Origin of the sequence: Pandoraea pnomenusa (assembly GCF_000767615.3) — a bacterium.
In the GTDB taxonomy this organism is placed as follows: domain Bacteria; phylum Pseudomonadota; class Gammaproteobacteria; order Burkholderiales; family Burkholderiaceae; genus Pandoraea; species Pandoraea pnomenusa.
Genome location: NZ_CP009553.3, coordinates 2,035,077 through 2,056,045, shown reverse-complemented (window position 1 = coordinate 2,056,045; position 20,969 = coordinate 2,035,077). Strand labels below are relative to the sequence as shown.

The following is a 20,969-nucleotide window of genomic DNA, read 5'->3' as shown; positions in this document are numbered from 1 at the left end:
CTGTCGTGTGCATCGCGCCGCTTGCCGGGCTGCCTAGGCAATCCAGCGCTTGCGTCGACGGTAGCTCTTGACGTTGCGGAAGCTGCCCGCGCTGTTGGCGCCGTCCTTGGCGATGCCCAGATAGAATTCCTTCACGTCCTCGTTGTCGCGCAGCGACGCCGCGTCGCCGTCCATCACCACGCGCCCGTTTTCGAGGATGTAGCCGTAGTCCGCATAACGCAGCGCCGCCATGGTGTTCTGCTCGGCCAACAGGAAGCTCACGTTCTCGCGCTGATTCAGGTCGCGCACGATCGTGAAGATCTCTTCGACGATCTGCGGCGCGAGTCCCATCGATGGCTCATCGAGCAGAATCATCGACGGCTGCGCCATCATGGCGCGCCCGATCGCGCACATCTGCTGTTCCCCGCCCGACGTGTAACCGGCTTGCGACTTGCGGCGCGTTTTGAGACGCGGAAAGTACGCGTAGATGCGCTCCAGCGCCTGTTGCTGCGCACTGCGCGACGCGTGCCTGACATAGGCGCCCGTGAGCAGGTTTTCCTCGATCGTCAAATGCCCGAAGCAGTGACGCCCTTCCATCACCTGAATCACGCCGCGCTTGACCAGCCCGTTGGGCGTGAGCTTCTCGACCCGTTCACCGCGATAGTCGATGGTGCCCTTCGTCACCTCGCCGCGCTCGGCATGCAGCAGGTTGGAAATCGCCTTGAGCGTCGTGCTCTTGCCCGCGCCGTTGGCGCCGAGCAGCGCCACGATCTTGCCCGCGGGCACGGTCAGCGAAACGCCCTTGAGCACCAGAATCACGTGGTCGTAGATGACTTCGATATTGTTGACGCGCAAACTCGCTTCCATGCCTGACTCCGAAATCGTTGCCACCGGGTCCCGATGATGGCGACCCTGCCTGTCGCGCGCACGTCGCCCACGCCGTGGTGCACAGCCCCGCTGCCGGCGCGGGCGACGACGTCGATCACATCTTGTAGCAGGCCGGCGTAATGCCCTTCTCCTTGGCATATTGCTTGGCCGACGCCTCGAACAGCGGGTGAATCAGACGGCGGTTGCCCTCGATCCAGTCGGACACCATGACCCACTTGGCGCCGTCCCATTGCTGGATGCGAACCTTCCCGGAGCCCTCGTGATCCTCGCAGCTCGTCTTGATGTCGGGCAGCAGGCCGGTCGCACCGATCGCCTTGAGCCGGGCGGCGTCGATATTCAGGTTTTCGAACGCCCAGCGCACTTGCACGGGCGTCATCACCTTGCCTTTGCCGAACTTGTTCTGCGCCGTATTGAGCGCCTCGACGGTGGCGACCGCGGCGGACACGCCCCGGTTATAGAGTACCGAGCCCACCTTCGACGGGTCCTGCATGTTGCCCTTGCCCGCGCCGTAGACCACCTTCTCGATGTCGGCGATCAACGGCACCTGCTTGCCCGCCACGTTCCACGTGGCGCTCATGTAGCCCTTGGCGGCCGGACCGGCGGGAATCGTGTCTTCCTCCGAGCCAGCCCACCAGCTGCCGATGATCTTCTCGCGCGGATAGCCGACCTTCTGCGCGGCCTTGAGCGCCGTCTGGTTCATTACGCCCCACCCCCAGAAGACCACGTAGTCGGGGTTCTCCTGACGAATGCGCAGCCACTGCGCCCCCTGCTCATTGCCCGGATGCGCCACCGGAATCTCCACCAAGGTGAATTTGTGGATCTTCGATTCGGCCTGCATCGCCACGATCGGCTCCTTGCCGTAAGCCGAGTCGTGATACAGGTAGACGATCTTCTTGCCGGCGAGCGAGCCGCCGTTCTTGTCGGCGAGGAACTTGATGATGGCCGACGCCTGCATCTGATAGGTCGTGACCAGCGGGAAAGCCCACGGGAACACGGAGCCGTCCACGGCGTCGGTGCGGCCGTAGCCCATCATCACGAGCGGCACCTGGTCGGTGGCCGTCTTGTCGATCAGCGCATATGAGATCCCGGTGGCCATGGTGTGATATGCGGTGCCCTTGGTGACCGGATTCTTGCCCTTGAGGCGCTCGTAGCACTCCACGCCCTTGGCGTTGTTGTACTCGGTCTCGCACTCTTCCCACGTGAGCTTCACACCGTTCACACCGCCGTTTTTCATATTCACGTACTGCAGATAGTCGATGAACCCGCCGTAGAACGACTGACCGTTCGCGCCATACGGACCGACGCGGTAATCCGCGAGTGCGATGAACTGGTCATTCGACTGGGCGAGCGACGTGCCCGCCGCGCCCATGCCGAGCGCGAGCGCCACGCCCAACGATGCCGTCAACTGTTTCGTGTTCATGCTGTGTCTCCGTCTGTGGTTTTATCTGTGGCAAAACGTGCGCCGGCAACACGCGATGTCTCGCGCGCCGTCCGGGTGGACTTCAGTGCGGGAAAGGCCAGATGCGCAGCTTCTCCTTGGCGATTTGCCAAAGCCGCGCCAGCCCGTGCGGCTCGACGATCAGGAAAAAGATGATGAGACCGCCGAACATCATCAACTGGATGTGCGAGACGGTGGCGTTGGTAAAGGGCAAGTGCAGGAATGCGGCAACGGGAGGCAAGGTGCTGTCGAGCAGAATGGGCAGCAGCAGAATGAAGGCCGCGCCAAGAAAGCTGCCGAGAATGCTCCCCACCCCGCCGATGATGATCATGAACAGGATGCGAAACGACAGGTCGAGGGAAAAGCCATCCGGCTCGACCGAGCCCAGATAGCAATAGGCGTAGAGCGCGCCGGCCACGCCGCAGTAGAACGAGCTCACGGCGAACGCCAGCAGTTTCACCCGCATGAGCGGAATGCCGATGACCTCGGCCGCCACGTCCATGTCGCGCACCGCCATCCAGGCGCGACCGATGTGCGAGCGCACCAGATTCTTCGCCACGAGCGCCATGAGCGTGACCACGCCCAGCACGAAGAGGTATTTGCGCACCGGCGTGTCCACGTCGAACCCGAACACAGAGATCTTCTGCGCGGTGATCACCCCCGACGAGCTGTTGTTGGAAAGCCAGGGGAATTTCGTCAGCACCCAGAGCACGAAGAACTGCGCGGCGAGCGTGGCGACGGCCAGATAGAACCCCTTGATGCGCAGCGACGGCAGGCCGAACGCAATGCCCACCAGCGCCGCGCAGACCCCGCCCAGCGCGAACGAGGCCAGAATCGGCATGCCCTCGATACGCAACTGGAAGTTATACGACGCGTAAGCCCCCACCGCCATGAACGCCGCCGTGCCGAGCGACAACTGTCCCGCATACCCGGTGAGGATGTTCAGCCCCAGCGCCGCGAGCGAGAACACGAGGAAGGGCACGAGAATGGCCGTGAGCCAATATTCCGAGGCAATCCACGGCAGCACGCCAAACGCCACCGCCAGCAACGCGCCGACGGTCAGCCGGTCCTGCCGGATCGGGAAAATCTGGCTATCCGCTTCATATGAGGTCTTGAACTGCCCCGCTTCGCGATAAAACATGTCTGGCCCCTGCGATATTGGCTGATGCGTGGTCGATGTCGGCGATCAAACGCGATCGATGTGCCGCTCCCCGAACAACCCTTCCGGGCGAACGAGCAGGAACAGCAGCGCGAACACGTACGGGAACCAGCCCTCGATGCCGCCGAAGTTCCCGCCGAACTGGCTTTGCAGCAGTTGCGGCACGTAGATCTCGGCAAGCTTCTCGGCCGCACCGATGATCAACCCGCCGACAATCGCGCCCGGAATCGAGGTGAATCCGCCGAGAATCAGCACGGGCAAGGCCTTGAGCGCCGTCATCGTGAGCGCGAACTGCACGCCGTTGCGCGACCCCCAGAGCATGCCGGCGACCAGCGCGACGAAGCCCGACACGCTCCATACCACCACCCAGATGCGTTGCAGCGGAATGCCGAGCGAGAGCGCCGCCTGATGATCGTCCGCCACCGCGCGCAGCGCCCGGCCAATACTGGTGGCCCGGAAGAACAGCGCGAGCAACGCCACGAGCACCGCCGCGATCGCGGCGGCCGCCAGATCGAAGCGGCTCACGAGGATGCCGGTCGAATCCAGGATCGACGCGATCGGCTCGTCCACGATGCCCAGCGAGAGCGGACGCACCTCGTTGCCCCACAGCAGCGGTGCGAGCCCCTCGAGGAAGAACGACAGGCCGATGGTCGCCATGAAGAGCGTAATGGGCGACTGGTTCACCAGCTTGCGCAGCACAAAGCGCTCCGTGGCCACGCTCATGAGCACCATCACCGCAAACGCCCCGACGGCCGCGGCCCACAGTGGCAGCCCGCGCTCCATGAGGCCGACCACGGACAGCGCCGCGAAGTACACCATCGCGCCCTGCGCGAAGTTGAATACGCCCGACGCCTTGAAGATCAGCACGAAGCCGAGCGCCACCAGGGAGTACATCACCCCGGAGAGCAACCCGCCGATCAGAATTTCCAGAAAGAACTGCATCGATGTCTCCCCATTTACCCACACCCGGCGCCGTCACCCAACGCGGGCGGTACCCGCTTGGCTCCTGCCTGGCTCCTGCTTCGTTGCTTCCGGATTCCCCCCCGCTTGCGCTTGGCGCCACTTTTCCCGATTCGTCTCAGGCGGCGGCCGGCTGGCCGTGCGCGGCACCGAGATAGGCGCGAATGACTTCAGGATCCGACCGCACCTCGTCGGGCGAGCCGTCACCGATCTTCTTCCCGTAGTCGAGCACCACCACGCGATCCGAGATATCCATCACCACGCCCATGTCGTGCTCGATCAGCACAATGGTCGTGCCGAACTCTTCGTTGACTTCCAGAATGAAGCGGCACATGTCTCGCTTCTCTTCGAGGTTCATGCCCGCCATGGGCTCGTCGAGCAGCAGCAATTCGGGCTCGGCGGCCAACGCGCGCGCCAGTTCTACGCGCTTTTGCAGGCCGTACGGCAGACGCCCCACCGGGGTCTTGCGGATGTGCTGGATCTCGAGAAAGTCGATGATCTCTTCGACCTTGGCGCGGTTCGCCATCTCTTCCTCGCGCGCCTTGCCCCACCAGATGGCGCTGGCGAGCAACCCGGCGCGCATGCGGGTGTTTCGCCCCGTCATGATGTTGTCGAGCACGGTCATGCCCTTGAACAGGGCGATGTTCTGGAAAGTGCGGGCCACGCCGTGGCGGGCCGCCGAGGTTGGGTGCATGCGCTGGCGCGGCTTGCCGCGAAAGACGATCGCGCCTTGCTGCGGGTGATACACGCCGTTGATCACATTGAGCATCGAGCTCTTGCCCGCGCCGTTCGGGCCGATGATCGCGCGGATCTCGTGCTCGCGAACGTCGAACGAAATGTCCGTGAGCGCCTTGACGCCACCAAACGACAGGCTGATGTGCTGCAAATCGAGCAATACGTCGCCGGTCTTGCGGTTGTCCTTCATGCCATCTCCTGCAGTGTGCCGGGATGAAACCGGAGCGGGTTCGGTCGATGCGACATCGCGAAAGCGTCAGGCCGCGCAGCGCAACTTCACAGGCGCAGGATCGTCGACGGGGGCCCGGGCGCCGATCACGCGCGCCGGATGAATCGCGAGCGTGGCGCTCACGCTGCCCTCGCGTCCGTCCTCGAACTTCACGCGCGTTTCGATGAACTGCGTCGACTTGCCGGAATAGAACGCATCGACCAGTACCTCGTACTTCTGGGCGATGAATGCGCGTCGCACCTTGCGCGTGCGAGTGAGCTCGTCGTCATCGGGATCGAGTTCCTTATGCAGGATCACGAAGCGCTGAATCTGCGCGGATGAAAAGGCGGCTTCCCGGGCGAGATCGGCGTTCACGGATTCCACGCAACCGAGGATCAGCTCGGCCACGCGGGCATGGGTAGCCAGGTCGATGTAGCCGGCGTAAGCGAGGTTCTGCCGCTCCGCCCAGTTGCCCACGGCGTCAAAGTCGATATTGATGAAGGCGCAAACGCCGTCGCGTCCGTCGCCGAACGCCACCGCCTCCTTGATGTAGGAGAAGAACTTGAGCTTGTTCTCGATGTACTTCGGTGCGAAGAGCGAGCCGCAGGCGAGCTTGCCGACGTCCTTGGCGCGATCGATGATGCGCAGGTGGCCGTCGTCGTCGATGATGCCGGCATCGCCCGTGCGGAAATAGCCGTCGTCGTCCAGCGCCTCGCGCGTGGCGTCGGGGCGCTTGTAGTACGCCTTGAGCAGTCCCACGCCGCGCACCAGCACCTCGCCGCTCTCCCCGATCCTGATTTCCATGCCCGGGGCGACCGGGCCGACGCTGTCGAATCGCACCTGACGATCCGGTTGCAGGCAGACGTATGCGCACGTCTCCGTCTGCCCGTAGAACTGCTTGAGGTTCACGCCGATGGCGCGATAGAAGCGAAACAGATCGGGGCCGATGGCCTCGCCCGCCGTGTAGGCGGTGCGAATCCGGCTCATGCCGAGCGTGTTGCGAAGCGGGCCATACACGCAGAGATTGCCGATCGCGTACTGAACGCGATCGAGCAGCGCGACCGGACGGCGGTCGAGCACCGCCGCGCCGCAACGGTTGGCCACGTCCATGAAGTGCGAGAACATCCTGCGCTTGAGGCCACTCGCGTCTTCCATGCGGATCATCACTTGCGTGAGCACGTTCTCATAGACCCGCGGCGGCGCGAAGTAGTAGGTCGGGCCGATCTCGCGCATGTCGGTGGCGATCGTGTCGGGCGACTCGGGGCAATTGACGGTGAAACCCGCCACGAGCGCCTGCGCATACGAGAAGAGATGATCCCCGACCCACGCCATCGGCAGATAGGACAGCACTTCGTCGCCCGGGCCGAGCCGATCGAAGGTGCTGCCGTGATACGCCGCACCGATGAGCCCCGCATGCGAATGGCACACCCCCTTGGGCTTGCCGGTCGTGCCCGAGGTGTAAAGGATGGTGGCGGTGTCGTCGGGATCGCCGGCGGCCACCGCGTCGTCGAAAAAGCGGGGATGCCGCGCGTTGAACTCGCGCCCCTGCTCGAGCGCGGCTTCGTAGGCGCGCAAACCCGGGGCGTCATAGCCGCGCAGGCCTCGCGGGTCTTCGTAGATGATGTTCGACAGCCGCGGCACCTGATCGCGCAGTTCCAGCAACTTGTCGACCTGCTCCTGATCTTCGACGATGGCGAAATCGATCTCGGCATCCTGGAGGACGTGCACCATTTCGGCGGCGACCGCGTCCTGGTACAGCGGTACGGCCACACCGCCGAGCGCTTGCGCGGCCGTCATGGCCCAGTACAAACGCACGCGATTGTTGCCCACGATGGCGAGATTGTCGCCGCGACGGAAGCCGGCGGCGGCCAGCGCGCACGCCAGCATGCGAACTTCGTGTGCGGCTTCCTGCCAGCTCCAACACTGCCAGATTCCCAGATCTTTTTCCCGATACGCCGTGCGGGTGCCGCGCGTTGCGGCGTGCGCCAGCAACAACCGCGGAAAGGTGGTCCGCTCCTGCATGCCTGTCTCCTGTGTCTCGCCACCATTCGACGCTCGTCGAGGGGGAGTGGCGTGGCTCGGTCGGCGCGCGTGCATGTGAGGCTTTCAGGCACGCATCCCTAACGCTGTGGGCGTCTGTGGTCGACACCTCTTCGATTCGAATTGATCTGACGCAGACTGCGATTTCGGCGACGGCTATGCCCGGCGGCGGGCAGCTTCTATACTGGTGCCTCGGCGCCGTACGGCAGCGTCATGAGGGTGGGCCAGGCCGTCATCGGGCAAGGCGAAGATACCTCATGACCCACGGCGGATTTGTCACCAGGACGACAATCAAGGGAAAGTCCCTATATGTCACTCGAAACCCTGCTGCAGCGCAGCGCATGGGCGCAAGGACTGACACCGGAGCAGCGCCGGCGCGTGGTCGCCGAAATTCAGGTGCGGCCGGTGGAGAGCGGTGCGTATGTGTGTCGCAAGGGTGACCCGTCGCACGCCTGGTTCGGTGTCATCGAAGGACTGGTGAAGATTGCGACGGCCTCCGCGAGCGGCAAGTCCGTGACGTTCACCGGCGTGCCGGCCGGTGCGTGGTTCGGCGAAGGGTCGGTGCTCAAGCGCGAGAACCGCAAGTACGACGTGATGGCGTTGCGCGACTCGGTCGTGGCGCACATGCCGATTGCCACGTTCGACTGGCTGCTCGACACGAGCATCCCGTTCAACCGTTTCCTGACGCTTCAACTCAACGAGCGCCTCGGCCAGTTCATCGCGGCCGTGGAACACGAGCGCCTGCTCGACACCGACGCGCGCGTGGCGCGCTCGCTGTCGTCGATGTTCAACCCGAACCTGTATCCGTCCGACGACAATACGGTCCAGATTTCACAGGAGGAGCTTAGCTATCTGGCGGGGGTGTCGCGCCAGCGGGTCAACCTCGCGCTCAAGGTGCTGGAGCAGGCCGGGCTCGTGAAGGTGGATTACGGTGTCCTGACGATTCTCGACCTGGAAGGCCTTCGCGAATTCGGGATGTAGCGGACGAGGCCTCGCCCCAGCGCTTCTTGCCTGCCCTTCGGGCGCCGCCGACGGCGCGCTCGCCCCGGCGCCGCGCGGCACCATGCGAAAAAAAGCCCGCAGGTGGCTGCGGGCCCGGCAACGCATCGATGATGCGTCTGCCCTCTTACTTCGCCGCGGCGATCACGGCAATTTCGACCAGCAGGTCCGGTGCCGCGAGACGCGACTCCACCGTCGCACGTGTGGGCGTATTGCCGGGGCTCGTCCACGCGTCCCACACGGCGTTCATGCCCGCGAAGTCCGATTCGATATCCTTGAGCCACACCTGCGCCGAGAGCAGACGCGACTTGTCGATGCCCGCGTCCTTCAGATAGCCGTCGATCTTCGCCAGCACCTGTTGCGTCTGGCCCGTGATGTCCTGGTTGCGATCGTCCGCCGTCTGGCCGCCGATGTACACCGTACCGTTATGCACCACGACACGGCTCATCCGTGCGTTCGTATGATGGCGCTGAATATCGCTCATTGACTACATCTCCAGAAAGAATAAAAAGCGTAAGCGCGCGGCGGCCACGCCGCATCGCTTACTTGGGGAAACCTGCCCGCTCGCTCAGGAACTCGGGCGCGTCGACCGCCACGGCCAGCTCGCCGAGCGTTACCGGCTTGATCGGCGGACGAATGCGGTAATAGCCCACGTCGGGCACCGCGCATCCCTGCGACTGCGCCAGCAATTCGGCCACTGTCAGACCGCAGAAGCGGCCCTGGCACGGTCCCATGCCGCATCGCGAGAATGTCTTCGTCTGATTCGGGCCAACGCAGCCGAGCTTCGCCATTCGCCGCACGTCGCCCGCCGTCACCTCCTCGCATCGGCACACGATCGTGCTGTCGTCGGGCGGCACACGGAAGCTGTCTGCCGGACGATAAAGCGCGTCGAGGAACGGGCGAATGGCGGTGTGCGAGGCCAGCTCGCGACGCAGGGTCAGCGCACGCGAGTCGCGCTTCGCCCCGTCGAGCTTGCCGAGCTTCACGGCGGCCTGGATCGCGGCCAGTCGCCCGGACGGCTCCGCGGCCAGCGCGCCCGAGATGCCCGCGCCGTCGCCTGCCACGAAAATGCCCGGCAGGCTCGTCTCGCCCCAGGCGTCCGTCTCCGGACGCCAGCACAACTGCGCCTCGTCCCACAGGTGTTCGCAACCGATGGAACGGGTGACCTGCGTGTTCGGAATCACGCCCTGATGCAACAGCACCAGCGAGGTGTCGATTCGCAGCGTTCGCCCGCCCGCGACATACTCGATGCTCTCGGCCCGCTGCGTTCCGTTCACGCGCAGCGACTCGACATGCTTCACGTGCTGCACGCCCGCCGCGCGGATCGCGCGCAGCAGTTTGAAGCCCTTCATGAGGTACGACGGCGCCTTGAGCGCACCGCCGGCATGACGCAGCGCCTCGCGTCGGCCGCCGGCCTGCGCCGTGTCGAGAATGGCCCGCACGGGCACGCCCGCGTTGATCAGTTGCCACGCGAACAGGTAAAGGAGCGGCCCGCATCCCGCCAGTACGGCAGGCGTGTCCGGCACGAGTGCCGAGGCCTTGAGCAGCGTTTGCGCAGCCCCGACGCCCATCACGCCGGGCAGCGTCCAGCCGGGAATCGGGAACGGCCGCTCCTGCGCACCGCCGGCGAGCACGATGGCGCCCGCCTCGATCTGCAACGTGCCGCCGCCCGCGCTCTGGCGCGTGACCGACACCCGCTTGTCCGCGCCGATCTGCCAGGCGAGCGTTTGCGGCCAATAGTCGATGCCCGCCGCCATGAATGCATCGACGAGCGCACGCCCGTGCAGATAGTCGGGCCCGAGCACCCCGGGGTCGGCCAGCGGCGAGCGACTGACACTGCGGTAGATCTGGCCGCCGGGCAGCGCATTTTCATCGACGACGAGCGGCGAGAGTCCGTGACGCTTCGCTTCGAGCGCAGCCGCCAGTCCCGCCGGTCCCGCCCCGATGACCAACAAATCCACAAGTTTCACGCTCATGCGACACTCCTCGCGCCATCCATGCGGCGCACCTGCATGCCTTCACGCACGGGCGTCATGCAGCCCTGCCGGTTCGGCACGCCGTCGATCTCGACGAGACAATCGAAGCACACCCCCATCATGCAGAACGGTGCACGATCGCTACCGCTCACGGGCGTGGTACGGCACGCCGTCACGCCCGCGAACAGCAACGCGGCGGCCACGTTCATGTCGGCCGGCACGTCGAGCGGCGTGCCTTCGATAAACATTCGCACGGTCGCGCCATCCTTGCGCGCCAGCGACTTAAGCAGCGAAACGTTTGGCATAGAAATGATCCAGAAGCGCAGGGCGCTCGGCGCCGAGAATCCACGGCGCGATGGTTTCACAGTGAGCAGCGGCCAGCGTCACGCCGCTATGGCAGGTCGCGAGATAGGCACCGGGGCAAGCCTCGGAGGCCTCGTAGATCGGCAGACCGTCGGCCGTCATGACACGCAGGGCTCCCCACGCGCGCACCACGCGCACGTCCTTGAGAATCGGAAAGGGTGCGATGCCGCGGCGGGCGATGTCGGCGAGCACATCCGGTGTTACACCGTCGTTGAAGCCGACGTCTTCGGCGGAGTCGCCCAGCATGACCGAGCCCTCGACCGTCTGACGCACATAGATCGTGGGGTAGTCGAGAAATCGCTTGACCCGCTCGGTGACGAGAATCTGTCCGCGCAGCGGCTTGACGGGCGCCGAGAGCCCCACCATCGGGGCGAGGTCGCGATTGCCGAGCCCGGCGGCGAGTACCACGCGCCCGGCCTCCAGCGACATGTCGCCCATGCTCACGCGAAACGCACTGCCCACCTGGCGAATATCGGTCACACGCACGTTCGGCGCATACTCTCCGCCGGCCTGCTCGAACGCGTCGAACAGCGCACGCAGTGTATAGAGCGGGCTCACGTGACCGTCGTTGGGCGAATAGATGGCGCCCGCCACGTCCGCGCCGATCGCCGGCAGCCGCTCGGCCAGCGCCTCGTGATCGAGCACGTCGTACGCGAGCGCGGGCTCCGACTCCTGCAGCTTGCGCATGCTCTCGACCTTGATCGCCAGCTCTTCGGGCGTTTGCGCGATATTGAAGCCTCCGGGCCGCTCGAACCCGACGGACACGCCGGTGCGGGCGAACAACTCGTCGGCGAACCCCTGCCATGTGTTGGCGGAGTGCAGCGACCAGCGGGCGTAATCGGTGCACGTGGCGCCCTTGCCCTGCACCCAGACAAGCCCGAAGTTGCCTCGCGCGGCGCGCAGCGAATTGTCTTCGCCATCGCACACGACCACGCGTTGTCCGCGCTTGACGAGTCCGTAGGCTATCGCCATGCCGACGAGGCCGCCGCCGATGACGGCGATATCGTATGTCTTTTGCATGTTTTAGTGATTTCCAACCAGAACCTTGTTCAATCCGTAGATACGGTCGAGCACCAGCATCACCGCCAGCGTCAGTCCGATGAGCAGCGTGGAGATCGCCGCCACGCTCGGATCGACCGTCTCGCTCATGTTCATGTAGATGCGCACCGGCAGCGTGATCGTCGTGGGCGACGTCACGAAGATCGTGGCCGTCAACTCGTCGAAGCTGTTGATGAACGCCAGTACCCACCCGCCCGCGACCCCCGGCAGGATCGCCGGCAGCGTGACGCGACGGAACGTGGTCCAGCGCCCGGCGCCGAGCGAGCGCGCCGCGCGTTCGGCTTCGTCCGCCTGCCCCACCAGCGCCGCCATGATCAGCCGCAACGCGTAAGGGAAGATGAGCAACGCATGGCACGCCACCAGGCTCACGAACGATCCGCCCATGTCGAGCAACGTGAACAGTCGCAGGAACGCGATGCCCAGCACCACCGGCGGAATCATCAGCGGCGAGAGCAGGAACGAATTGATCGCATCGCGCCCCGGGAAACGGTAGCGTGCAAGCCCCATCGCCGCGGGCACGGCCAGCGCGGTCGACACGCTCGCCGACGCCACCCCGAGCCAAAGGCTCGTGCGCAACGCCGACTGGAAGTCCTCGTCGTCCATGAGCGACGCGAACCAGCGCAACGAGAAGTGCTGTGTCGGGATCGAGAGGAAGTTGTCGGGCGTGAAGGCGACCAGGCAAACCACGACCAGCGGCGCCAGAATGAAAAGCAGGAACAGCCCATGGAACACCATGGCCCCGAGACCATTGCGGTCGTACTGAGGATCTTGTCGGTTCATCGTCCCTCCCTCAGCCGAGCCGGCGCGTGAAGCGCTTTTCGAGCGCACGGTTGTAGCCGCTGATGATCGCCACGTTGACGATCAGCAGCACGATCGCGATGGCGGCCCCAAGCGGCCAGTTCAGCGTGCCGAGGAACTCGTCGTACGCCGTGGTCGCCACGACCTTGAGGCGACGTCCGCCGATGAGTGCCGGCGTGGCAAATGCGCTGGCCGTCAGGGCGAACACGATGAGACTGCCCGACAGGATGCCCGGCGTGATCTGCGGCAACACGACGCGCCACATCACGGTCGCCCGCCCCGCCCCCAACGAACGCGCCGCGTGCGAGACCGCGGGGTCCAGCCGCGTGAGCGAGGTCCATACCGACAACACCATGAGCGGTACGAGCACATGCACGAGCGCCACCGTGACCGCGCCCATCGTGAACAGCATCTGCAAGGGATGCGCGATCAGTCCGAGCTTGGTGAGCACCAGGTTCACCAGCCCCTCGCGGCCCAGCAGGATCGACCAGCCCAGCGTGCGCACCACGACGGAGATCAGCAGCGGCCCGAGCACCAGCACCAGGCACAGCGAGCGCCACGGATCGCGCATGCGAAAGAGGAAGTACGCCTCCGGCACGCCGATCAGCACGCAAAGCAGCGTCACGCCCACCGACAGGAGCAACGTGCGCAGGAAGATTTCGTAGAAGTAGCTGTCGGTGAGAATGTCGACGTAATGCTGCAGCGACACCGTGGGCAGGATGCCGCCGCTGTTCGGATCGAAGCCGTGCAGGCTCAACACGAACGTGAGCACCAGCGGCACCGCCAGCAGCACGAGAAAGTACAGGGTGGCGGGCATGACCAGCGACCATGCGGCGCGACGCTGACCGGCGGCCTCGGGCGAAACCGTCGGCGACGCCTTTCCTTGCCGCACGGCGGGCGTGCCCGGAGGCGTGGAGGTTGCGGCGTTCATGCGCCCTCCCTCACGAGACGCAGCGCGTCGTCGGCCCAGTCGAGCCCGACGGCGTCGCCATCGTTGGCCGCCGCCACGCCGTCGTTGGACACGAGCACACGCAACTCGCCAAGCGCCGTTGCCACCGTGATGACCCAGTGATTGCCATGGAAGCTGCGCTGGCCCACGCGTCCGGCCACCCGCCCCGCCGTCGCCGACGTGAGACGGATGCGCTCGGGACGCAGGCTGAACGTCGCCGGTCCGCCCGCGGCCGTCGCATGCGCGGCCGTGACGGCAAGCCGATGCCCCTGAGCGTCGAGCACCGCCACGTCGCCGCGCACGTCGAGCTGGCCAGTGATGAGATTGGTCTGCCCGATGAAATGCGCGGCGAATGTGGCGCGCGGGTCTTCGTAGACGTCATGCGGCGTGTCGATGCGAACGACCCGGCCGGCATTGAGCAGCACTACCCGATCGCTGATCGCCAGCGCCTCCGCCTGATCGTGCGTCACCATGATGGTGGTCGTGCCGACCTGGCGCTGAATGGCGCGCAACTCGTCCTGCATCTGTTCGCGCAGCTTCGCGTCGAGATTGGACAGAGGCTCGTCGAGCAGCAGCACCGGCGGCGCGATGACCAGCGCACGCGCCAGCGCCACGCGCTGACGCTGCCCGCCCGATAGCTCGCGCGGATAGCGGCCCGCGTGCGCACCGAGATGCACCAGATCCAGCGCGTCCTGCACGCGACGCCGCTTCTCGCCCGGGTCCACGCGGCGCATGTCCAGACCGAACGCCACGTTCTGCGCCACCGTCATGTGCGGGAACAGCGCGTAGCTCTGAAACACGATGCCGAGCCCGCGCTTTTCCGGCGGCACCGGCGTGAGATCGCGACCTTCGAGCAGAATGCGACCGGTGCTCGGTGCCACGAAGCCCGCGATCATCTGCAGCGTGGTCGTCTTGCCGCAGCCGGACGGCCCGAGCAGGGAGATGAACTCCCCCTGCGCGATCGACAGGTCGACGCCTTCGACCGCCGCCGTTTCACCGTAACGCTTGCCGAGTTGCTCGAGACGCAAATATGGGGTGCAGGTGCTCATGACGCCTGGGGTCTCCTTGCGCTCAGCGCTCGATCTGACGGTTCCAGCGCTGCGTCCATTCCGCGCGCTTGGCGTTCACGACGTCCCAGTCCACGCGCACGAGCTTGTCGATCTGCGCCGGCGAGGGCACGCGCGCGGCCACCGCCATCGACAACTGCGTCTTCTTGTTGGACGGCGCCACGCCCTGGCTCTCGGCGAGCAGCGCCTGGGTCTGCGGGGTGAGAATCATCTGCACGAACTTCTGCGCGAGCGCGTCGTTGGCCGACTTGTCCACCACGCACATCCCCATGGCGAGCGCGACGGCGCCCTCCTTCGGGTAGACGAACTCCACCGGAATGCCCTGCTGGCGCAAGGCCTGGACACGGCCGTTGCCCCACACCGCGATCGCAACCTCGTCAGACTGGAACAGCTCGGCGATCTTGCCCGGCGACGGATCGAAAGACAGCACGTTCGGCGCGATCTTCTCCATCTCGCGGAAACCCGGCTCGATGTTGGCGTCGCTGCCGCCGTTGAGCTTCGACTCGACGATCAGCGCATGCAGGCCATAGGTGTTCTTGATGCTCGGCATCACGAGCTTGCCCTTGTACTTCGGGTCGGACAGTTCCTTCCACGAGGTCGGCGCGGGCCAGCCCTTGGCCTGGAACAGACGCGTGTTGTAGGCGATGCCCGTGGCGATCAGGCCCGCGGCCACCGCGTTGCCGCTCTTGAACTTCGCGATGTCGTACAGATCGTGATAGATCGGCGCGTCGGCGAGCTTGCCGCAGAACCCCATCTGGATCGCCTGATACATCGGACCGTCATCGAGGAAAACCACGTCCATGCCGGCCTTGCCCTTCTGTGCCTGAAGCTTCGCGAGTGTCGTTGTCGAATCGCCGGGCACGATCACCACCTTCGTGCCGGGGTTCGCCTTTTCAAAGCCCGGAATGATGTCCTTCTTGAGCATCTGCTCGAACGAGCCGCCGTAGGCGCCGACGTAAAGCGTGGTGTCGGCGTGGGCGGGGCAAGCGCCGAATACGAATGCAGCCACGCCAGCCGACAGGACGGCGGTGCGACGGAGTTTGCGAAGGGTTTGGGGAACGACAGTCTTCATCGAGAGGCTCCTTGCGTGAAGCGGTGTTATGTGATGTTATGGGCCGGTATTACGAGAAAAACTCAAACTGTTGCGTTGTTTTCGTAGGGTCATTTTCGACTCGCCCACGGTCAAATCACATTTTTTTACCCACCCATACGCAAATGTTATGGGCGAGCCTTGCGAGGATTCGATGAAGATTCGGCAACTGGAGGCATTTCGTGCGCTGATCCTGCGCCAGACGGTCACGCGCGCGGCTGACATGCTTCATATCTCGCAGCCGGCGGTCACGCGTCTGATCAACGATCTGGAGACCGACGTAGGGTTTTCCTTATTCGACCGGATCAACGGCCGGTTGAATCCGACACCCGAGGCGATGGTGTTATTCGAAGAGGTGGAGCGTTCGTTCGCCGGGATCGATCGCATTGCGCAAACGGCCGAGCAGATCAAGTCGTTGCGGCGCGGCTCGCTGCACATCGCCGGGGCGCCGGCGCTCGCGCTCGAGTTCTTGCCGACCACGCTCACCGGGTTCATGCGCGAGCACCCCGGCATCAGCACGACGCTGCTCATCCACGCGTCGAGCATCGTGGTGGACATGGTGGTCGGGCGGCGGTGCGACGTGGGCTTCATCGCCCATCCGCTCACGCACGCGGGCGTGGACATCGAGCCGCTGCACCGCGCGCCCATGCGCTGCATCCTGCCGCGCGGGCATCGGTTGGCGTCCCGCGACGTGATTTACCCGGAGGACCTGCACAACGAGTCGTTCGTCTCCTATCCGAAGGAGTTCGACGGGCGCATGTACATCGACCGGATCTTCGCCGAGCGCCAGATCGACCGGGTGATGTCGGCGGAGTCGCAGTTGTCGGCGGCGATTTGCGTGCTCGTGGAGCACGGCGCCGGCGTGGCGATCATCGATCAGATCACCGCCACTTATGCGGCGCGCCGCGTGGTCGTCAAACCGTTCGAGCCCACGGTGCACTCGGGCTTCTCGCTCGTCACGTCGAACCAGCACCCGCCATCGCAACTGGCGACGGCCTTCGTGGCGTACACGAAGCAGCGCATGATCGCCCAGTTCGGCACCTGAGACCGACGGTCGATCCGCCGCGGCGTTGCCTTTGCCGATCGGGACATCAGTGGTATCGGGGGTAAACGTTAGTTCCTCCCAGCAACAGAGAAGATGTCAAACGCTCCTAATTGTGCATTTTGTCGGGCACTACCATGACTTCACCGTGAACACGGTTTGCGGCAGTCAGACAAAAATTCTCAGGAGACACGGCATGCTTCACGACCTTCGCGCAACGCCCGAGACAGTGCACTGGGGCTACTTCAACGCGACTCAGAAACCGGCACTGACCATCAAGAGCGGGGACTTCATCCGCGCCGAGGCGGTCACCCATCATGCGGGCGACGCGCCCGATCTGATGATGGACGACGCCGTTCGCGCCATCTACGACAAGATTCCCCACGAGGATCGCAATCCCGGCGTGCACATCATGACCGGTCCGATCTACGTGGAAGGCGCCAAGCCGGGCGACATGCTCGAAGTGCGCTACCTCCAGATGATCCCGCGCTTTCGCTTCGGCGCCAACGTCGCGGCGCACTGGGGGCAGTTGTACGAGGACTTCAAGAAGGAGCGCGTGACGATCTACGAGCTCGACAACAGCTCGAACACCGCCCATGCGTTGTTCGCGTTCGACTATCCGGGCAAGCTCACCACGCCGGGCAAGGTCGTCGATCATCGCGAATGCTGCAAGGAACCGGCGCTCGCCGGCGTGCGCGTGCCGGTGCGCCCGCACTTGGGTACGGCGGGCGTCGCACCCGACGCTCAGGGCCGCGTCTCGACCGTCGAGCCCGGCCTGCATGGCGGCAATATCGACAACTGGCGTATCGGCGCCGGCGCGACCATGTATTACAAGGTCCAGGTCGACGGTGGCCTCTTCTCCATCGGTGACCCCCACATCTCGCAGGGCGACGGAGAGATCAGCGGCACCGCCATCGAGGCGTCGCTCAACGTGTTGTTCCAGGTCGTGCTGCGCAAGGACTTCGAGTTCCCGTCGCCCCTGCTGGAAACACCCGACGTCTGGATCGTGCACGGCTTCCACCAGGATCTTGACGAAGCGGGCAAGAACGCCGCGCGCGACATGATCCATCTGCTCACGGACCAACAGGGCCTGTCGCGCGACGACGCCTATTCGCTCATGAGCGTGGCGGCGGATTTCGGGGTCACGCAGGTGGTCGACGGCACCCAGGGGGTGCACTGCACCATGCCGCGCAGCATGTTCCCGCCCAAATCGTCGAAGTCATGAACGTCGCGGGCGGCCCATCCCCGCCCGCGGCAACAGGAGGTCCTTCCATGCAATATGTCTATGTCGGGCGCAACGAGCTTGTGGCCCTGATCGTCGGACTGGTGACCGGCACGCTCTATTCGTGGCTCGATTTGCCGATTCCCGCGCCGAACGTACTCGGCGGCATTTTCGCCATCATCTTCACGTACCTGGGTTATCTGATCGTGAACGCGCGGCGCCGCTCGGTCACCTTCGGACGCCCGCCGGCCGACGGCTCGCCCGGCGTCGGTTCGGCGCGTGCTTCGTGAGGAGGCTGCCATGGTCGAAATCACGCTGGGCGCCACCGAACTGCAAGCCGCGGCCGTGGGACTGGTGACGGGGGTGCTCTACACGAGCGTGCGCGCACCGATTCCGGCGCCGAACGTACTCGGGGGCATCTTCGCCATCGTCGGCACATTCGTCGGCTTCGTTTTCGTCGCCGCCATGCGGGGGCAGTTGCACATCGGCTGACACCCTTGCACTATTGACGCCTGAGCGACGTCCCCGGCGCCCGATGTGTGATTGCAGGACGTCGGCGCCGGGGCCGCGTCGCCGGCACTTTCCGAAGGAGGCCGGGTTTTGGATCGCGCGCACTTTTCCACCGAGTCCTACGCCCACGATCAGCGCGGGCCGGCATGGCAGGCACGTCTGCTCGACGCGCGCCTGCACTTTCGCTCGCCCACACCGGGGCAGCCGCTGCATGGCACGTTGCTCACGCATCGCACGCCGGCTGGTATCGAGCTGTCCGTCATTGCGTCAACGCCGCAGATCGTCACCGCGCGCGCGGGCGGAGAACGTGGCTTCCTGCTTATCATGCTGCTCGACGGACAGGCCGAGTTGTCCGGACCAGGCACCCGTGACGGCGAGCGGCTCGCGGCCGGCGACATCGCCTGCATCCCCGGTAACGAAAGCGCCGACCTGGTGGCGAGCACACCGTTTCGTCTCGTCTCGGTACACGTGCGGCACGCGCTGATCGCGCCGCGCCTGGGCAGCGCGCCGCCCGTGCACACGTGCAAGCTGCCCGCGGGCGTTGCGCCGCTGTTCGGCGGACTGCTCGGCGGACTGGCCGCCAGGCTCGAATCGATGCAGGACGCCGACCCGCATGTGCTCGCGCCGGTCGAGAGCGTCATCCTCGAATGCCTTGCGTCGGCGTTGGCCGCCGTCAAGCCGCAGGCCGCTCCGGGACTTTCGACTTCCCGTGCCATCGCGTTCGAGCGCATCTGCCATCGCATTCAGGCGCGCCTTGCCGAACCCGATCTCTCGCTGTGCGCCATCGCAAGGGACGAACACGTCTCGGATCGATATCTGCGCAAGCTGTTCGAAGGGTCCGGCCACAGCTTCTCGTCGTATCTGCGGCACAGCCGGTTGCAGCGCTGTTTTGCCGACTTGCACAACCCGGCCTACGATCAGTTGTCGGTCTCCGACATCTGCTACCGGTGGGGATTCAACGATCCATCGTATTTCAGCCAGGCGTTTCGCGAGCGGTTCGGACTCTCGCCGAAAGCCAGCCGCGACCAGGCGATGCGCGCGCGGGCGCTGCCGCAACGTGCGCGCATCTCACGCGGGCATCCCGACGTGCCGGCCGGAATCGCCCAACGCGCGCAGGCTGTCGCGCGTGCCGAACAACGTGTCGGCAACGACGAAGGCGAAGACGTCGAAGCGTCTTGCGCGGCCGATATCGACCCATACCGTGCCGTGCCGCACGACGACGGTCGGCACCATTACCTGCGCGCCACGTGCGACACCGTGCATTGGGGTTATCTGAGCCACGACCTGCCGCCCGTACTGACCGTGCGCTCCGGGGACACGGTGACCGTAGAAACGCTGACGCAGCACGCGACGGACGACTGGGAGCGCATGATCCAGGGCGATCCGGGCGCGCAGAGCGTGTTCCACTGGACCGCCACGCAGAAGAATGTGGATCGTCGCGGCGCCGGCCCGATGGATGCCTCCGTGTACGGACGCGGCGCCGGCGAAGGGTTCGGCGTGCACATCTGCACCGGCCCGATCGCCGTGGAGGACGCCATGCCGGGCGACGTGCTGGAGGTCCGCATCCTCGATCTGCGCCCACGGCCGAGCGCCAACCCTGACTACGCGGGCAAGGCGTTCGGCAGTCATGCGTCGACTTGGTGGGGCTTTCACTATCAGGACATGCTCACGCTGCCGCGCGAGCGCGAAGTCGTGACCGTGTTCGAGATCGACTGTCACGAAGACGGCGACGGCGATGTGGCCCGCGCCCTCTACAGCTTTCGCTGGACACCGCAGCAAGACCCGTTTGGCGTCGTGCATCCGACCATCGATTACCCCGGGGTGCCGGTCGATCACACCCGCATCACAAAGAACCACCGCACGCTCAGGAACGTGGAAATTCCGCTGCGCCCACACTTTGGCGTGCTGGCCGTGGCACCGGCGCAGGACGGCCTGATCGATTCGATCCCGCCTTCGAGCTACGCGGGCAATCTCGACAATTGGCGCGTGACGCGCGGCGCAAGCGTGTTCCTCAAGGTCGCCGTGCCCGGCGCGCTGCTGTCGATCGGCGACCCGCACGCGTCGCAGGGCGACGCCGAACTGGGCGGCACCGCCATCGAATGCTCATTGACGGGCAACGTCCAGTTGATCCTTCACAAGAAGGCCGCCATCGAGGCGAGCGCGCCGTATGCCGACCTGACCTACCCGCTCGTCGAAACGCCCACGGAGTGGATCATTCACGGCTTCAGCTCGCCCAACCACCTGGCCGAACTCGGCCAGAAGGCCCAGAGCCAGATCTACATGAAATCGACGCTGGACAGCGCGCTGCGCGACGCCTTCCTGAAGGCGCGCCGATTCCTCATGCAGGTCAAGCGCCTCACCGAAGACGAAGCTACCGCGATCCTCTCGATCGCCGTCGATTTCGGCGTGACGCAGGTCGTGAACGGTAACTGGGGCGTGCACGCCATCATTCGAAAAAGGATGTTCCTCGATCAGTGACCGTTCTCG

General features: G+C 65.2%; 20 protein-coding genes. 6 read left to right on the top strand and 14 right to left on the bottom strand.

Features of this window, described 5'->3' with window-relative positions; translation table 11 throughout:
• Window positions 1–33: 33 nt before the first annotated feature.
• The 6 genes from LV28_RS33255 to LV28_RS33230 form a co-directional block, all read right to left on the bottom strand.
• A complete protein-coding gene (locus LV28_RS33255; protein ID WP_038617928.1) occupies window positions 34–846 on the bottom strand; it encodes an ABC transporter ATP-binding protein in 813 nt (270 codons plus the stop codon).
• Between the two features lie 115 nt (window positions 847–961).
• Complete coding sequence (locus tag LV28_RS33250; protein ID WP_223272240.1) at window positions 962–2,236, bottom strand: ABC transporter substrate-binding protein; 1,275 nt, start codon at window positions 2,234–2,236, stop codon at window positions 962–964.
• A 133-nt stretch (window positions 2,237–2,369) separates the two neighbouring features.
• On the bottom strand, window positions 2,370–3,446 hold the full coding sequence (locus LV28_RS33245) for a branched-chain amino acid ABC transporter permease (protein ID WP_023871677.1): 1,077 nt from the start codon (window positions 3,444–3,446) through the stop codon (window positions 2,370–2,372).
• 45 nt (window positions 3,447–3,491) lie between these two features.
• Entirely contained in the window at window positions 3,492–4,406 is a 915-nt protein-coding gene (locus LV28_RS33240; RefSeq protein WP_023595392.1) for a branched-chain amino acid ABC transporter permease, read from the bottom strand.
• A gap of 136 nt (window positions 4,407–4,542) precedes the next feature.
• Window positions 4,543–5,349, bottom strand: a complete 807-nt coding sequence (locus tag LV28_RS33235) for an ABC transporter ATP-binding protein (protein WP_023871678.1) — start codon at window positions 5,347–5,349, stop codon at window positions 4,543–4,545.
• A 66-nt stretch (window positions 5,350–5,415) separates the two neighbouring features.
• Window positions 5,416–7,389, bottom strand: a complete 1,974-nt coding sequence (locus LV28_RS33230) for an AMP-dependent synthetase/ligase (protein WP_023871679.1) — start codon at window positions 7,387–7,389, stop codon at window positions 5,416–5,418.
• 327 nt (window positions 7,390–7,716) lie between these two features.
• Between LV28_RS33230 and panV the strand changes: the two genes are divergently transcribed.
• Complete coding sequence (panV, locus tag LV28_RS33225) at window positions 7,717–8,388, top strand: pandorabactin biosynthesis transcriptional regulator PanV (protein ID WP_023595389.1); 672 nt, start codon at window positions 7,717–7,719, stop codon at window positions 8,386–8,388.
• A gap of 145 nt (window positions 8,389–8,533) precedes the next feature.
• On the opposite strand, the gene LV28_RS33220 is transcribed toward panV, so the two are convergent.
• Genes LV28_RS33220 through LV28_RS33185 form a run of 8 tightly spaced genes read right to left on the bottom strand, consistent with a single transcriptional unit; the run spans window position 8,534 to window position 15,690 of the window.
• Complete coding sequence (locus LV28_RS33220; RefSeq protein WP_023595388.1) at window positions 8,534–8,890, bottom strand: RidA family protein; 357 nt, start codon at window positions 8,888–8,890, stop codon at window positions 8,534–8,536.
• A gap of 58 nt (window positions 8,891–8,948) precedes the next feature.
• Window positions 8,949–10,382, bottom strand: coding sequence for an FAD/NAD(P)-dependent oxidoreductase (locus LV28_RS33215; RefSeq protein WP_023595387.1), 1,434 nt, complete (start codon window positions 10,380–10,382; stop codon window positions 8,949–8,951).
• Window positions 10,379–10,687, bottom strand: a complete 309-nt coding sequence (locus LV28_RS33210; RefSeq protein WP_023595386.1) for a (2Fe-2S)-binding protein — start codon at window positions 10,685–10,687, stop codon at window positions 10,379–10,381. Before LV28_RS33210 ends, LV28_RS33215 begins: the two co-directional genes overlap by 4 nt.
• Window positions 10,665–11,765 (bottom strand): NAD(P)/FAD-dependent oxidoreductase, encoded by a 1,101-nt coding sequence (locus LV28_RS33205; protein WP_038617934.1) that lies wholly within the window; start codon window positions 11,763–11,765, stop codon window positions 10,665–10,667. The genes LV28_RS33210 and LV28_RS33205 overlap by 23 nt, the downstream gene beginning before the upstream one ends.
• 3 nt (window positions 11,766–11,768) lie before the next feature.
• Window positions 11,769–12,584, bottom strand: a complete 816-nt coding sequence (locus LV28_RS33200; RefSeq protein ID WP_023595384.1) for an ABC transporter permease — start codon at window positions 12,582–12,584, stop codon at window positions 11,769–11,771.
• Window positions 12,585–12,594: 10 nt separating this feature from the next.
• On the bottom strand, window positions 12,595–13,533 hold the full coding sequence (locus LV28_RS33195; protein WP_023595383.1) for an ABC transporter permease: 939 nt from the start codon (window positions 13,531–13,533) through the stop codon (window positions 12,595–12,597).
• Window positions 13,530–14,600, bottom strand: coding sequence for an ABC transporter ATP-binding protein (locus LV28_RS33190; protein WP_038617937.1), 1,071 nt, complete (start codon window positions 14,598–14,600; stop codon window positions 13,530–13,532). The genes LV28_RS33195 and LV28_RS33190 overlap by 4 nt, the downstream gene beginning before the upstream one ends.
• Before the next feature lie 22 nt (window positions 14,601–14,622).
• On the bottom strand, window positions 14,623–15,690 hold the full coding sequence (locus LV28_RS33185) for an ABC transporter substrate-binding protein (protein ID WP_023871682.1): 1,068 nt from the start codon (window positions 15,688–15,690) through the stop codon (window positions 14,623–14,625).
• Window positions 15,691–15,862: 172 nt separating this feature from the next.
• Between LV28_RS33185 and LV28_RS33180 the strand changes: the two genes are divergently transcribed.
• From LV28_RS33180 to LV28_RS33160, 5 genes are all read left to right on the top strand, one after another.
• On the top strand, window positions 15,863–16,753 hold the full coding sequence (locus LV28_RS33180; RefSeq protein WP_160117955.1) for a LysR substrate-binding domain-containing protein: 891 nt from the start codon (window positions 15,863–15,865) through the stop codon (window positions 16,751–16,753).
• Between the two features lie 193 nt (window positions 16,754–16,946).
• Window positions 16,947–17,975: an acetamidase/formamidase family protein gene (locus LV28_RS33175; protein ID WP_023595379.1), complete on the top strand. Its 1,029-nt coding sequence runs from the start codon at window positions 16,947–16,949 to the stop codon at window positions 17,973–17,975.
• Window positions 17,976–18,022: 47 nt separating this feature from the next.
• Window positions 18,023–18,262: a XapX domain-containing protein gene (locus tag LV28_RS33170; RefSeq protein ID WP_048806384.1), complete on the top strand. Its 240-nt coding sequence runs from the start codon at window positions 18,023–18,025 to the stop codon at window positions 18,260–18,262.
• Between the two features lie 10 nt (window positions 18,263–18,272).
• On the top strand, window positions 18,273–18,464 hold the full coding sequence (locus LV28_RS33165) for a XapX domain-containing protein (protein WP_023595377.1): 192 nt from the start codon (window positions 18,273–18,275) through the stop codon (window positions 18,462–18,464).
• A gap of 108 nt (window positions 18,465–18,572) precedes the next feature.
• Entirely contained in the window at window positions 18,573–20,960 is a 2,388-nt protein-coding gene (locus LV28_RS33160; RefSeq protein WP_038617940.1) for an acetamidase/formamidase family protein, read from the top strand.
• Window positions 20,961–20,969 lie beyond the last annotated feature (9 nt).